17 protein-coding genes and 1 tRNA gene are annotated in these 13696 nt (G+C 67.9%); 9 read left to right on the forward strand and 9 right to left on the reverse strand.

The genetic code is table 11. The features are described from left to right. Nucleotides 1–29: 29 nt before the first annotated feature. From AC0CH3_RS13600 to AC0CH3_RS13615, 4 genes are all read right to left on the reverse strand, one after another. Nucleotides 30–1115, reverse strand: coding sequence for an NAD(P)/FAD-dependent oxidoreductase (locus tag AC0CH3_RS13600; RefSeq protein ID WP_465237996.1), 1086 nt, complete (start codon nucleotides 1113–1115; stop codon nucleotides 30–32). Beyond that, entirely contained in the window at nucleotides 1112–1813 is a 702-nt protein-coding gene (locus AC0CH3_RS13605; protein ID WP_354300580.1) for a methyltransferase domain-containing protein, read from the reverse strand. The genes AC0CH3_RS13600 and AC0CH3_RS13605 overlap by 4 nt, the downstream gene beginning before the upstream one ends. Then, nucleotides 1810–2913, reverse strand: coding sequence for a type III polyketide synthase (locus tag AC0CH3_RS13610; RefSeq protein WP_457324823.1), 1104 nt, complete (start codon nucleotides 2911–2913; stop codon nucleotides 1810–1812). The genes AC0CH3_RS13605 and AC0CH3_RS13610 overlap by 4 nt, the downstream gene beginning before the upstream one ends. A gap of 182 nt (nucleotides 2914–3095) precedes the next feature. Beyond that, nucleotides 3096–3257 (reverse strand): hypothetical protein, encoded by a 162-nt coding sequence (locus AC0CH3_RS13615; RefSeq protein ID WP_156350173.1) that lies wholly within the window; start codon nucleotides 3255–3257, stop codon nucleotides 3096–3098. Nucleotides 3258–3706: 449 nt separating this feature from the next. On the opposite strand from AC0CH3_RS13615, the gene AC0CH3_RS13620 reads away from it, so the two are divergent. After that, the gene (locus tag AC0CH3_RS13620; protein ID WP_354300579.1) at nucleotides 3707–4174 is read left to right on the forward strand and encodes a hypothetical protein; all 468 of its coding nucleotides are present in this window, start codon (nucleotides 3707–3709) and stop codon (nucleotides 4172–4174) included. A 62-nt stretch (nucleotides 4175–4236) separates the two neighbouring features. Here AC0CH3_RS13620 and AC0CH3_RS13625 read toward each other — a convergent pair whose 3' ends face one another. From AC0CH3_RS13625 to AC0CH3_RS13635, 3 genes are all read right to left on the reverse strand, one after another. Next, the gene (locus tag AC0CH3_RS13625) at nucleotides 4237–4392 is read right to left on the reverse strand and encodes a hypothetical protein (protein WP_333995779.1); all 156 of its coding nucleotides are present in this window, start codon (nucleotides 4390–4392) and stop codon (nucleotides 4237–4239) included. A 68-nt stretch (nucleotides 4393–4460) separates the two neighbouring features. Continuing rightward, nucleotides 4461–4547: transfer RNA gene (locus tag AC0CH3_RS13630), tRNA-Leu, on the reverse strand. Between the two features lie 166 nt (nucleotides 4548–4713). After that, on the reverse strand, nucleotides 4714–5679 hold the full coding sequence (locus AC0CH3_RS13635) for an MJ0042-type zinc finger domain-containing protein (protein WP_354300576.1): 966 nt from the start codon (nucleotides 5677–5679) through the stop codon (nucleotides 4714–4716). A gap of 217 nt (nucleotides 5680–5896) precedes the next feature. Between AC0CH3_RS13635 and ftsE the strand changes: the two genes are divergently transcribed. From ftsE to AC0CH3_RS13655, 4 genes are read left to right on the forward strand one after another with little or no spacing between them, the layout of a single operon-like run. Next, on the forward strand, nucleotides 5897–6619 hold the full coding sequence (gene ftsE / locus AC0CH3_RS13640; protein WP_056018334.1) for a cell division ATP-binding protein FtsE: 723 nt from the start codon (nucleotides 5897–5899) through the stop codon (nucleotides 6617–6619). Next, nucleotides 6616–7491, forward strand: coding sequence for a cell division protein FtsX (locus AC0CH3_RS13645; protein ID WP_354300574.1), 876 nt, complete (start codon nucleotides 6616–6618; stop codon nucleotides 7489–7491). Before ftsE ends, AC0CH3_RS13645 begins: the two co-directional genes overlap by 4 nt. Further along, entirely contained in the window at nucleotides 7488–8024 is a 537-nt protein-coding gene (locus AC0CH3_RS13650) for a YdcF family protein (protein WP_056018338.1), read from the forward strand. Before AC0CH3_RS13645 ends, AC0CH3_RS13650 begins: the two co-directional genes overlap by 4 nt. Beyond that, on the forward strand, nucleotides 8021–8707 hold the full coding sequence (locus AC0CH3_RS13655; RefSeq protein ID WP_354300572.1) for a lysophospholipid acyltransferase family protein: 687 nt from the start codon (nucleotides 8021–8023) through the stop codon (nucleotides 8705–8707). Before AC0CH3_RS13650 ends, AC0CH3_RS13655 begins: the two co-directional genes overlap by 4 nt. A gap of 16 nt (nucleotides 8708–8723) precedes the next feature. Here AC0CH3_RS13655 and AC0CH3_RS13660 read toward each other — a convergent pair whose 3' ends face one another. Further along, nucleotides 8724–9632 (reverse strand): prephenate/arogenate dehydrogenase family protein, encoded by a 909-nt coding sequence (locus AC0CH3_RS13660; protein ID WP_354300570.1) that lies wholly within the window; start codon nucleotides 9630–9632, stop codon nucleotides 8724–8726. Continuing rightward, nucleotides 9632–10741 carry a histidinol-phosphate transaminase gene (hisC, locus tag AC0CH3_RS13665; protein WP_056019211.1) on the reverse strand — a complete coding sequence of 370 codons (1110 nt, stop codon included), beginning with the start codon at nucleotides 10739–10741 and terminating at the stop codon, nucleotides 9632–9634. Before hisC ends, AC0CH3_RS13660 begins: the two co-directional genes overlap by 1 nt. A gap of 259 nt (nucleotides 10742–11000) precedes the next feature. Between hisC and metX the strand changes: the two genes are divergently transcribed. From metX to AC0CH3_RS13685, 4 genes are all read left to right on the forward strand, one after another. Then, nucleotides 11001–12155 carry a homoserine O-acetyltransferase MetX gene (gene metX, locus AC0CH3_RS13670; protein ID WP_465237997.1) on the forward strand — a complete coding sequence of 385 codons (1155 nt, stop codon included), beginning with the start codon at nucleotides 11001–11003 and terminating at the stop codon, nucleotides 12153–12155. After that, the gene (locus tag AC0CH3_RS13675; protein ID WP_354300566.1) at nucleotides 12152–12586 is read left to right on the forward strand and encodes a GNAT family N-acetyltransferase; all 435 of its coding nucleotides are present in this window, start codon (nucleotides 12152–12154) and stop codon (nucleotides 12584–12586) included. Before metX ends, AC0CH3_RS13675 begins: the two co-directional genes overlap by 4 nt. Beyond that, nucleotides 12583–13173 (forward strand): methionine biosynthesis protein MetW, encoded by a 591-nt coding sequence (gene metW / locus AC0CH3_RS13680; RefSeq protein WP_056018347.1) that lies wholly within the window; start codon nucleotides 12583–12585, stop codon nucleotides 13171–13173. Before AC0CH3_RS13675 ends, metW begins: the two co-directional genes overlap by 4 nt. Nucleotides 13174–13290: 117 nt before the next feature. Further along, nucleotides 13291–13683 (forward strand): response regulator, encoded by a 393-nt coding sequence (locus tag AC0CH3_RS13685; RefSeq protein ID WP_354300564.1) that lies wholly within the window; start codon nucleotides 13291–13293, stop codon nucleotides 13681–13683. The last annotated feature ends 13 nt before the right edge of the window (nucleotides 13684–13696 follow it).

A 13696-nucleotide genomic window follows, 5' to 3' on the forward strand; every position in this document is an offset into this window, starting at 1 on the left:
TTCGACCGCGCGGCCTGCCGCGGTGCGTTTCACCCGCCGATCCGCGTCGCCCGCGCGAGCATCCGGATCAGCATGGGATGCGCGAACGGGATCAATCGCGCGGCGGCGGTGCTTTCGGCCACCCGCCGGACCGCGCCTGCGACGCCGATCGGGCGTGCCAGCGACGCCGACAGCCGCTGCTGCCACGCGGCGGCGTTTCCCGCGCCGTCGGCCCGGTACGCCCGCGCCGCCGCCAGACCGCTTGCAAGCGCGATCCCCATGCCCTCGCCCGCGAGCGACGGGATGACGCCCGCCTGATCGCCCAGCCGGTATCGCCCCGCCTGCCCCGTCCGCTGCCGCCAGCCATAGGGGACGTTCGCGATTGCATCGATCGCAGCCCCGGGCGCGAGCCTCGCGACCCATTCCCCCAGCGCCGGCATCTCGCGCCCGAGCGTCGCCAGCAGGTCCGCGGGCGAACCTGCGTCCTGCAGCCGTGACCGGTGGACCGCCATGCACAAATTGGCGCTGCCATCCTCCTGCAAGGCGAGCCCCGCATAGCCACGATCGAACAGATACAGGTCGATCCGTCCCGCCAGCGCCTTCGCCAGCGTCGGGGACGGTATCACGCGGACGCGGATGCCCAGTGTCGGATCGGCGCCGCGTGCCGATTCGGGCCGCGCCGTGCCTCGCACATCGGCCTTCCCGTTTGCAAGGAACAGCGCCGGCGTCGCGAGCAGCGCGCCGTCCGCGGTCCGCAGCCGGTCCGCCTCGATCTCGCGCACGGTCACGCCGCGCTCGATCGCCGCGCCCTGCCCGGCCGCCGCCGCCAGCAGCACCGTATCGAGGCGGCGGCGCGATACCGAGACCGCTGGGTAAGGCAGATCGGCGCGCGCGATGCGGTCGCCGGCGAAGATCCGGACCGCGGTCGTCCGCACCGGGTTGAGCGTGTCGGGATCGATCCCCAGCCGGGCGAGCGTCTCGAGCGTTCGCCAGCTCAGGAACCCGCCGCACAGCGCATCGCCCGTGACGCGACTGCGCTCGAGCAGCAGATGCGGCACGCGCGCCCGCGCCAGGTCGATCGCGACCGCCGCCCCCGCCGGCCCGCCGCCGACGATCAGCGCGCGCGTATCGGTCACCGCAGGCGTTCGACGCAGAGGCGGAACGGAAAGGCCCGGAACACGCGCGCGTCGGCGATCCCCGCCTCGGCCAGGATCGCCGGCCATTCATCCGGCCGGTACGAGCGCGCGATCGACAGCGTCCCGTCGTGACGGACAATCGGATGCCAGCGCGCCAGTCTCGCCAGGATCGGATAGCCCCAATGGGCAAAGCCGTGGCGATGCAGGTCGTTGACCAGCCAGCACCGCGCATTGGCGTCCATGAAGCGGAGGAACGCGATCAGCTGCGCATGGCTCATATGATGCGCGACCAGGCTGCTGACGACGGCGTCCCACCGCGGTTCCGCATCCGGTTCGCCCGCAAGCTCTGCATAGTCCCCGGTGACATAGCGGATCGTCGATCCGGGCGCGGTGTGCGCCCGCGCTGCCTGCTCGCTGCGCGGATTGAGATCGACGCCGACCAGTTCGGTCTGCAGCCCCCTCGCCGTCGCCCAGCGTTCGATCGTCCGCAGCATGTCGCCGTCGCCGAACCCGACATCGAGCAACCGCAACCGCTTCCGGTTCGCGGTGACGCGGTTGAGAAACGCCAGGGTGGGCCGCGCGGCCATGGTGACGACGTTGACCCTGGCCAGGTCGGCAACCACCGCCGCGTAGGTTTCGGGCGCGAGATCGTCCGCGTCCATCAGTTCCTCGTCGAGCGCGCGGACCGCGAGGCTCATGGTGCGCTCCGGAAGCCCAGACCTTCCGCCGCGAGCCCCGGCCCGAACGCGAGTGCCACCCCGCGCTCGATCCGCGGGCCCGTCAGCAGCCGCTTGAGGACGAACATCAGCGTGGCCGACGACATGTTGCCGTTGTCGGCCAGCACCGCGCGCGAGGCATCGAGTGCGTCGGGTTGCAACGCCATCGCGTGCGTGACCGCATCGAGGATCGATCGCCCGCCGGCATGGACCGCCCAGCCATCGATCGTCTCGGCGGGCTGTCCGCCGCTGGCCGCGGCCCGGAACGCGGGATCGGTCAGCGCCTGCGCGATCCGTCCGGGGACTTCGCCCGACAGATGCATCGCGAACCCCGCATCGGTGATGTCCCAGCGGATCAGGGCCTCGCTGTCGGGCAACGTCGTCGCGAACGGCGCCTGCAATTCGAACCCGCTCGGCTCGGCGGTGACCAGCGCCGCCGCCGCCCCGTCGCCGAACTGGAGCATCGCGAGCAATGGCTCGATCTCGGATACCGCCTGCAGGTGCAACGTCGACAATTCGACGGTGACGACGAGCACGCGTGCGTCAGGATCGGACCGCACGATATGACGCGCGCTGCGCAACGCGACGATCGCGGCGTAACACCCCATGAAGCCGATCAGCAGCCGTTCGACCGAGGACGAAAGCCCGATCTTCCGCGCGATGATCTGGTCGATTCCCGGCGCGACGAACCCGGTACAGCTCGCCACGACGAGATGCGTGATCGATCCGAGCGCCGTTTCATCCTGCAGCGCGCCGATCGCGTCGATCGCGAGACGTGGCGCCGCCTCGGCATAGATCGCCATCCGGTCCGCGGTTCCAGGATGCGGCACGGTCGCATAGAAGCCGCCTGCGTCGACGGGCGATCCGGGCGTCGTGTCGGGCAGGTCGCGCAAGGTCGGCGGAAGCACCGACCAGCGATGCGCGATACCCGATCGCGCCGCCATCCTGTCGAACAGCTTGGCAGACGCGGGATCGACCCGCGACCGCGCCCAGCCGATAAAAGCATGATGGATGTCATGATCGGGCACGGCGGTCCCGATCGCGTTCAGATACACCGGCACGGCAGACAGACGGGGAGTCACGATAACCTTTCGTACGTTCCCCTGCCCAACGCTTGATGCAGGACGATCGGACCGGATCGCCGCTACATCAATTGCTCGGGGACCGCAAAAACGGTTTCGTCAGGCGTTTGCGTAGGGTTCAGCCGTACGAACCAGCGGACCCGGCCGCAATCCCGGTCTCGGGATACGTCCCGGCGTCAGCGTCAGCCCTGGTCGAGCGGCTCGAGATGATCGCGACCGACTTTATATTTGGCCTGCACCATTGCCATGCTCACGCCGACATAGGCCGAAATCGCATGGTCCCCGGCCTCTTCGAGCGCCTGGCAGGCTTCCTGGAGCAGCTCATAGGTTCGTGCGGCATTCATCGCGCGTCTCCTCGGGCAACCAGTATCATCGGGGGTTTGTGCGCTCATTGTAATTCAGATCAAGAAGAAAAATAGGTATTAGATTGGTCGGCGGTCTAACCACTTGTTCTTCAATGTGTTCCCTACCGCAGCCAGATTAATCCATAATGAACCTATCCGTACCCGATGCGGCGGGAAACAATCGCGGATGATCTGGCTTCGTGTTCGAATTTGACGCAAGAATAGCGTGACAAATCATGGTACATGAATGATGGTTGACCATCCCATGGGGCTGCTCGATATTTCATCAGATCGGCAGAGTTGCCCACCGACAGTGTCTAAGGAAGCGGAACGCTGTCTATCACCACGGATTTAGTAGCTGGCGTTACCTGCCGGGACACAACTGGCGATGGCGACCGGATGGCACGGGATTCCTATCTGACCGCCCTGGGGGCAAGCGGGAGCATATGGTGAAGGACGAAATCGTTGCGGGTCTGATCAAGGATCTCGGGTCGCGGCTTTCGGCGATGAGTGAGGAGTTCAATGCCAATGCGGAGCGGTTGCTGGACGCGCACGCGGAGGACGACGATGGCGTGATCAGCACGCCAATGCTGCTCGCGCGGGCGCGGGAAATCCTCGCGCATCGCAAGCTTCGGCGCCAGTTCCTTCCCGCCGAACTGTTCCATGAGCCGGCCTGGGACATGCTCATCGCGCTGTTCGTCGCGCATGACGATCCTCGCCCCACCAACGTCAAGACGCTCGTCGGCATGGCCGATGCCCCCGTCACGACGTCGCAACGCTGGATCGAGCATCTTCACAAGCTCAAGCTGATCGACCGGGTCAGCGATCCGGCCGACCGCCGCCGCATCGAGATCTCGCTGAGCAGCACCGGATACGACGCGGTGACAGGGTTCCTGACCGCGATCATCCGGCGCTGATCAAGGGGGGGGGGGGGGGGCGGACGACCGGGATTCGGCCGATATACGCCCTGCCTCGACCGTCAGACTTCGTCGGTCGTCAGCTTCACCTTGTTGGGCAGCTTCTTGCCCTTGGTCCGTCGTGACGGAAGCTGGACCGGATTTTTCTTTTTCCACTGGGCGAAGGTCATCGGACCGTCTGGCGTCTCGATGATCTGGTCGTCGATCAAATCGGCCATCACGGACTCCGCTCGGCGATGCGCTGGTCCCCGCAGGGAAGGCTCTGCCCTGGTTCAATCTGGAAAAGTGGTGCGGCCGAGAAGACTCGAACTTCCACGGGCTTTCGCCCACAACGACCTCAACGTTGCGCGTCTACCAGTTCCGCCACGGCCGCACGTGAAACACTTACCGGACAAGCCGGCTAGCTGGTAGGCCGGTGCCACTAGCAAGGCTTTTACGATCCCGCAACGCCCTTTCCGCACCTTTGACACCTGGCAGCACGATTTATCCGCATGTCCCCGCATTCGCGCGACCTATGGCCGCGCGGCGCGGCACATCGATCAGCGTGCCGCGCCGCTTTCGCCCGCAAAGCTCAGCTCGAGCCGCTTCGAATCGGCGGGTACATCCAGCTTGGCCGAGTTGAAATCGATCGCCGCGCCTGGGGTGAGCGTGCGTTTCTGCGGCGTGATCGTCCAGCTGTAGACGATCCGGCCCTGCGCATCGCGCAATTCGGCGCGGATATCGGGAACGCGCTGCGTCGAATCGGACGGGTTGGTGACCTGCCCGCTGACCGCGAACAGCTCGGAGCCGTTCTCCAGCTCGCGCCGTTCGATCGGATTGTCGCGCAGCCGCAACGGCGTCTCGGCGGATCCTGCGACCAGCCCGAGCTGGCTGGCGAGCCCGGGCGCGCCGACATAGAGGATCGCGGCGACGCCGAGCAGCATCAGCAACCCGGCCGCAACCGCGCCGATCGTCCAGAGCCGCGCGGTGTTGCGGCGCGCGCGGAACGGTGCCGGTTGCGTGAACGAATCGTAATTCGCGATGCCGCTCTGGCGGTCGCTCGCATCGCCGCCCCTGGAATTGGCATAGGTCTGTTGCGCCACGGCGGCCGGACCCGCATCCGCATCGGAGGCATACGCCGTCTCGATAGACGATGCCGAGGACAAGGAGGACGACGATGCCGGCGACGACGATGACGACGCTGGCGGGATGATCGGCACCGTGGCGGGCGCCGGCGCAAACGGCTTGATGATCGGCGGGGGCAGATCGTCCGCGGTCTGGGCCGCCGACATCGGGAAGGACGAAAACGGCGTCGCGCCGGACAGGGGGGCGAAATCCGCTTTTGCCGTGGCGGAGGCATCGTCGGGTGCGCCGTCGCGCCACGCGTCGGCAGGTGGTTCGACGAGCGCGGCGGCCTGGAACCAGCTGTGCCGGCAATTGGCGCAGCGGACGGTCCGGCCCTCGGCGCCGATCGCGCTGTCGGGCACCAGGTAACGGGTGCTGCACTCGGGGCATTGGAGGATCATCGGGCACGCTTCACTGCCGGCCGCGGGACGGGGCCGTTCATGCCGAAACTAAGCACGCCGCCGCGGCTCGTGGCAAGTATCGGCGGCAAGTATCGGGCATGCGGACGCATCATCGACGGGTCGCGATCCCGCTGCGGTCGCCGCATGCTTGAAGCTGCGCAAGCTTTCATGCGAAAGCGCAGCGCACAGGCGAACAACAGCGGACGCAACCGGGTTCATGGCGAATATCGTGCAGTTCGAGAATGTGGGTCTGCGTTACGGTACCGGTCAGGATGCCGGGCAGGAGACGCTGTCGGACATCTCGTTCACGCTGCGCAGTGGCGCCTTCTATTTCCTCACCGGGGCAAGCGGCGCGGGCAAGACGTCGTTGCTCAAGCTCCTCTACCTCGCCCAGCGGCCCAGTCGCGGCATCATCCGCCTGTTCGGGGAGGACGCCGTACTGCTCCCGCGCGACCGGATGCCGGGGTTCCGGCGGCGGATCGGCGTCGTGTTCCAGGATTTTCGCCTCGTCCCGCATCTGTCGACCTGGGACAATATCGCGCTGCCGCTGCGCGTCGCGGGGATGGCCGAAGCAAGCATTCGCCAGCCGGTCGAGGAAATGCTCGCTTGGGTCGGGCTCGCCGCGCGCGCCGATGCCCGCCCCGCGACGCTGTCGGGTGGCGAGCAACAGCGCGTGGCGATTGCGCGCGCGGTGATCGCACGCCCCGAGATGCTCGTCGCCGACGAGCCCACCGGCAACGTCGATCCCGACATGGCCGAGCGCCTGCTGCATCTGTTCGATTCGCTTAACAAGCTTGGCACGACGGTGGTGGTCGCGACGCACGACCTCCATTTGCTCAACCGCATTCCCAATGCGCAGATGATGCGGCTCGACAAGGGCAGGCTGCTCGATCCGACGGGGTCGCTGCGCTATCCGCCGCCGCCGCGGATGGACGCGTGAACGCCCCCGAACACCGCGTCCTCGACGAGGCGGGGGGCGTCCGCGCGATGACGTGGGTGATGGGAATCATGCTGTTCCTCACCATGCTCGCGCTCGCGCTGGGGCTGGGGACCGCAAGCGCCGCGCGCCTGCTCGAGCGCCAGCTTGCGGGGCGGCTGACCGTCCAGATCGTCGACGGCAACGCGGTCCGCCGCGATCGCGATGCCGGGCGTATCCTGACGGTCCTTCGCCGCCGTCCCGAGGTCGCGCGCGCGCAGCCGGTCGATCGCGCCGCGCTCACGCGACTGCTCCGGCCATGGCTCGGCAGCGACGGCGCAGACCCCGACCTGCCCGTTCCGGCGATGATCGACGTCGATCTTGTGGGGCAGGACGATCGCGGCATCGCCCGCGTCGTGCAGGCGGTCCGGGCGGTCACGCCCGCCGCACGCGTCGACCGGCACGAGAACTGGATGTCCCCGGTCAGCAGCTTCATGCAGGCGCTGACCTGGCTCGCCTTCGCACTCGTCCTGCTGATGGCCAGCGCGACCGCCGCGGTCGTCGTGCTCGCGGCGCGTGCGGGGCTCGAGATGCACCGCGCGACGATCGAGGTCATGCACATGCTCGGCTCGACCGATCGTCAGGTCGCGCGCCTGTTCCAGCGGCGGGTCGCGCTCGACGCGGCGATCGGCGGCAGTGGAGGGGCGCTTGCCGCAGCGGGGGTGATCCTGTTCATCGCCACGCGGCTCGAGGGGCTCGGGTCCGAACTGCTCAACGGGATCGGGCTGTCGTCGAGCGACTGGATCATCCTTGCCGCGCTCCCGCTCGTCTTCCTCCTCCTTGCGACCGCGGCGGCGCGGCTGACGATCGTCCGGGCGTTGAGGACGTCGCTGTGATCGTCCGGCTGTTCGGTATCGCCGTGCTCGCCTGGGCGCTGGGGTTCGCGGCATTCATGCTGTTGCTACCGCAGCCGCTCGACGGCACCACGACCGACGCGATCGTCGTCCCGACCGGCGGGCCGGGGCGAATTGACCGGGGACTTGCGCTGCTCCGCGATCACCAGGCCAAACGGATGCTGGTCACCGGGGTCGCGCCGGGGGTCAGGCCGATCGACCTCGCGCTCGAATACCGCACCTCGCCGCGGCTGTTCGACTGTTGCATCGACCTTGGCGCTGATGCGGTCGACACCCGCTCGAACGCGGAGGAGACCGCGCAATGGGTCGAGACGCACGACTATCGCACGGTCAGGCTGGTCACGTCGGACTGGCATCTGCCGCGCGCGCGGATGGAATTGTCGGCCGTGCTCGGCCCCAAGGTCATCGTGCTGGGCGACGGCGTGCCCGGCAGCCCGCGGCTGGGCACGCTGGTCAACGAATATAACAAGCTGATCCTGCGTCGGATCGCATTGTGGATAGGATTTGGCGCATGATCGCCTGGATACGCACGATCGTCTTCATGATCGTCTTTTACGGAATATCGGCCCCGATCGTCATGACCGTGCCGATCAGCGCGCTGTTCGGGTCACGCGCGGTGATCGTGCACTCGACCGTCTGGACTCGCTTTCACCGCTGGGCGGCGCGGTGGATCCTCGGCATCCGGATCCGTGTCGAGGGGACGCGACCGGCCGGCCAGGCCTTCTATGCCTGCAAGCATCAGGCGATGTTCGAAACGCTCGAGCTCCAGGCGATGCTCGACGGGCCTGCGATGGTCCTCAAGCGCGAGCTGGCGCAGATCCCCTTCTGGGGCTGGGCCGCGCGGCGCTACGGCGCGATCGTCGTCGACCGCGAAGCCTCGGCCAAGGCGATGCGCGGCATCATCCGCGAGGCGACCGCCGCCAAGGCGACCGGCCGCTCGATCCTGATCTTTCCCGAGGGCACGCGGGTCCTGCCCGGCGACCATCCGCCGCTGAAGCCCGGTTTTGCCGGCCTGTACCGTGCGCTCGGCCTGCCGACTGTGCCGATCGCATGCGACAGCGGAATCGTCTGGCCGCGCAAGGGGCCCAAGCGGCCCGGCGTCATCACCTTCCGCTTCGGCGAGGTCATTCCACCGGGTCTCAAGCGCGAGGAGGCCGAGACGCGCGTTCATGCGGCGATGAACGCGCTCGACGGCTGACGCGCCGACCGCCGCGTCAGTCGTGCGCGCGTCCGAAATCGGCGGCGTCGTCGTCCTGGCCCTGTTCGACGATCGACCGCCGTACCGCGCGGGTCCGCGTGAACAGGTCGAACAGCTCGTCGCCCTTGCCCCAGCGGATCGCCCGCTGCAGCGCGCTGAGATCCTCGGAGAACCGCTGGAGCATCTCCAGGACGGCCTCGCGGTTGGTCAGGAACACGTCGCGCCACATCGTCGGGTCGGACGCGGCGATGCGCGTGAAGTCGCGGAAGCCGCCTGCCGAATATTTGATTACCTCCGACTGCGTGACCTCCTCGAGATCGCTCGCGGTACCGACGATCGTATAGGCGATCAGGTGCGGCAGGTGGCTGGTGATCGCCAGCACGCGGTCGTGATGGTCGGGTGCCATGAACTCGACCTGCGCGCCGAGCCGACGCCAGAATTCGGCGACGCGCTCGACCGCGACCGCGTCCGCGCCCTCCGGGGGCGTGACGATGCACCAGCGATTGTTGAACAGCGTGGCGAAGCCGGCTTCGGGGCCGCTCCGCTCGGTACCGGCGACCGGGTGCGCGGGGATGATCGTCGCACCGGGCAGCGCCTCGGCAAGCACGCGCGCGACCTCGGTCTTGCTGCTGCCGACGTCGCTGACGATGGCCTCCGCGGGCAGGTCCGCGGCGAAGTCCGCGGCGGCGGCGCCCATCGCGCCGACCGGGACGCACAGGATCACCAGGTCGGCATCGATCACCGCCGCGCCCGCGCTGTCGGCGACGTCATCGCACAGCTCGAGCCGATCGGCGGTCGCGCGAACCTCGGCATCGGCGTCATAGCCGGTCAGTCGCACGGTCGGCATCGCCTGCCCGACGGCGCGCGCGATCGACGATCCGATCAGTCCGAGCCCGAGGATCGTGACGCGCGCGAACGGCAGCATCAGCCCCGCTCGACCAGCGTGCGCAACGCCGCGATCACGCCGCGGGTCTCGTCCTCGGTGCCGATCGTGATGCGCAGCGCGTTGGGCAGGCCCTGTCCGGGCAGCCAGCGGACGATATAACCCGCCTCCATCAGCCCGTGATACGCGGTGTCGGCGGTCAGCCCGCCCTCGAACAGCACCAGCACGAAATTCGCCTTCGACGGCACGCAGCGCAGACCCGCATTGCCCATCTGCGCGACCTGCTCGACGAACCAGCTGCGCCACTGGTCGTTGTGCGCGCGGGTCGCGTCGACGAAGCCGGTATCGGCCAGCGCCGCGACCGCAGCGGCCTGGCCCGCGGTGGTGACATTGAACGGCGCGCGGATGCGGTGCATCGCATCGATGATCGGCGCGCAGGCATAGCCCCAGCCGATCCGCTCGGCGGCGAGCCCGTGGATCTTCGAAAAGGTCCGCGTGACGAGCACGTTCGCCTCGGTCATCGCGAGCGCGAGACCCGCGTCGTCCTCTTCGGGGCTCAGATATTCGGCATAGGCCTGATCGAGCACCAGCAGCACCGAGCGCGGCAGGCCGGCGTGCAACCGGGCGATCTCGGCCCGCGGCGTGAACGTGCCGGTGGGGTTGTTCGGGTTGGCGACGAACACGACGCGCGTCCGCTCGGTCACCGCGGCCAGGATCGCATCGACGTCGGTCGCGTAATCGCGATCGTCGACCACGATGGGCTCGGCACCGACGCGGCGGGTGGCGATCTCGTACACCGCAAATCCGTAGCGGACATGAATGATCTCGTCGCCCGGCCCCGCATAGGCGCCCGCGACGAGGTGGAGGATCTCGTCGGATCCGGTGCCATAGATCACGCGCGCCGGATCGAGGTCGTAATGCGCGGCCAGCGCCTCGCGCAGTTCGGCCGCGCTCGCATCGGGATAGCGTTCGAGCGTCCGGTCGGCGGCATCGAACGCCGCCTTCGCTGCGGGGCTGGTACCCAGCGGATTCTCGTTCGACGACAATTTGATCACCGTGCGACCATCGTCGGTCGTCGAACGACCGGGCGTATAGGGGGCGATCCCCATGATCCAGGGCTTCGGGGCGGGGGCTGGCGCTATAGTTGTCATGGCCGCGGGGCATAGCGGCCCGCGTGCCACGGTGGCAAACATTTGTAGTGGATGAGGAGGGCCGTCCATTTGCGAAGTGCGGCGATCCACCCTTCTCCCGTCATCCTGACGAAAGTCAGGATCCAGAGCCGCGAATGTCGCCGCCTGATACTCTGGATCCTGACTTTCGTTAGGATGACGGGGGGGGGGGTGCCTGGTCCTCCCCGTCGGGGGGAGGATCGTGGATGTGGACGTCGCGCTGGCATGACCGCCGCCGCCTATGGTAGCGCGCGGCATGCTCGATCCTGCGATCATCGACCCCGTGACCGATAGCCGCTTCGGCCTCGCGCGCCGCGTCACGCTGCCCGGACCGCTCAGGCTCGACGGCGGCGTGCTGCTGTCGCCGGTCGATATCGCGTACGAGACCTATGGCACGCTGAATGCCGATGCCTCGAACGCGATCCTGATCTGCCACGCGCTGACCGGCGACCAGCACGTCGCGTCGAACCACCCGCGCACCGGCAAGCCCGGCTGGTGGACCCGCATGGTGGGCGAGGGCAGGCCGATCGACCCCGCGCGCCACTTCGTCGTGTGCGCGAACGTGCTCGGCAGCTGCATGGGCTCGTCCGGCCCCGCGACGATCAACCCGGCGACCGGGCGGCCGTGGGCGATGGCGTTTCCGGTCATCACGATCCGCGACATGGTCCGCGCGCAGGCGATGCTGCTCGATCATCTCGGCGTCGGCGTGCTCCACGCGGTCGTCGGCGGATCGATGGGGGGGATGCAGGCGCTGAGCTGGCCCGCGACGTTCCCCGAGCGCGTCAAGGCGTGCGTCGTGATCGCCTCGACCGCGCGCCACACCGCACAGAACATCGCGTTTCACGAGGTCGGGCGCCAGGCGGTGATGGCCGATCCCAACTGGTGTGGCGGTGACTATCACGACGATTCGGCGCCGACCGCCGGGCTCGCGGTCGCGCGGATGGCGGCGCATATCACCTATCTGTCCGAAGCGGGGCTAACCGAGAAGTTCGGCCGCCGCCTCCAGGCGCGCGACGCCAAGTCGTTCGGGTTCGACGCCGACTTTCAGGTCGAGAGCTATCTGCGCCACCAGGGGCTCGCCTTCACCGACCGGTTCGACGCGAACTCCTATCTCTACATCACGCGCGCGATGGACTATTTCGATCTCGCCGAGGAGCATGGCGGGCTGCTCGCCAACGCGTTCCGCGCGACCCGGTCGCGCTTCTGCCTCGTCAGCTTCGACACCGACTGGCTGTATCCGACCGCCGAATCGCGCGCGATCGTCCAGGCGTTGAACGCCGCCGGCGCGCCGGTCAGCTTCGTCGAGCTGTCGAGTCCGTACGGCCACGACGCCTTCCTGCTCGAGGCGCCCGATCTCAACCGGGTCGTCGACGGCTTCCTGAGGGCGGGGCGATGACGATCATCCTGTCGGACGACGCGAGCCGGTTGCAGGTCGACCGCATCCATGGCTGGCTGGCAAGCAGCTACTGGTCGCCGGGGATCGAGCGTGCGCTCGTCGAACGCGCGATCGCGGGGTCGCACTGCCTCGGTGCGTACCGCGACGACGCGCAGGTCGCCTTCGCGCGGATGATCACCGATCACGCGACGTTTGCGTGGCTGGCGGACGTCTGGGTCGACGAGTCGGTACGCGGGCAGGGGCTCGGGCGGCGGATGGTCGGCTGGTTCCTCGATCATCCGTCGTTCGCCGGGCTGCGGCGGATCGGGCTCGTCACCGCCGATGCGCACGGCGTCTATGCGGGGCTCGGCTTCCACCCGCTAGTCCGCGCGGATCGCTACATGGAGCGGCTCGCCCCCGGGCTTGCCGATCAGTTACGGACCGCACCATGACGTTACGCACCGACCTCGCCGTCATCGCCGGGCATGTCGCGCAAGGCAGCCGCGTGCTCGATATCGGCTGTGGCGACGGCGCGCTGATGGCCGCGCTGCGCGACACCCGCGGCGTCGATGCGCGCGGGCTGGAGATCGACGCGCGCAACGTCGCGTCGGCGGTGGCGCGCGGGCTGTCGGTGATCCAGGGCGATGCGGACATCGACCTGGCGGGCTACCCCGATGCGAGCTTCGACTATGCGATTCTCAGCCAGACACTGCAGACCGCGCGCGCACCCGATCTCGTGCTCGACCAGCTGCTCCGGATCGGGCACCGTGCCTTTGTGAGCTTCCCCAATTTCGCGCATTGGCGCGTGCGGCTGTCGCTGCTCTGGGGTGGTCGGATGCCCGTTACGCGGCAATTGCCCGAACGCTGGTACGACACGCCCAACATCCATCATGTCACGATCGACGACTTTCGCGAGTTCCTGCGACAGCGCGGCGTCGTCATCGAGCGCAGCTGGTTTCTCTCAGGCGACAAGCAGACGACGTCGGCGGCAGCGAACCTGCTCGCCGAGCATGCGATCTTCCTCCTGCGCGCGGCGTGATTCGACACCCGCACGCATGACCAGACCGTCGCAACATAATTGTCACGCCGTGTCGCGAATGCACGGGATGGTTAAGACCCGCGGGAACCCCTGTCGGTATCATGTGTTGCCTAGCCGATGACGAAGACAGCCATGATCGTTGAAGACGAGATTTTCGTCGCACTGGATCTCGAACGGATCCTGATTGACGCCGGCTATACCGTCGCCGCGATCGCGGCTGATCGCGCGGGTGCGCTCACTGCCGCGGCGCAGTGCGACTTCGCCTTTGTCGACATCAACCTGCGCGATGGACCTACCGGGCCCGAGATCGCAGCGGCGATCGCGCGCGATCACGGTGTGAAGGTCGTGTTCGTGACCGCCAATCCAGGTCAGATCGGCGATGCCGAATGCCTGGGCTATATCCGCAAGCCGTTCAGTGATGCCGCGATCCTTGCGGCCGCGCAGCTCGCCACGACGGGCGCGGCACCCCCGGTTTCAGAACTCGTCCAGCTTCGGGCCGCGATAGGCTGACCAATTGCGCGCC

It is taken from the genome of Sphingomonas sp. AC449 (assembly GCF_979253475.1).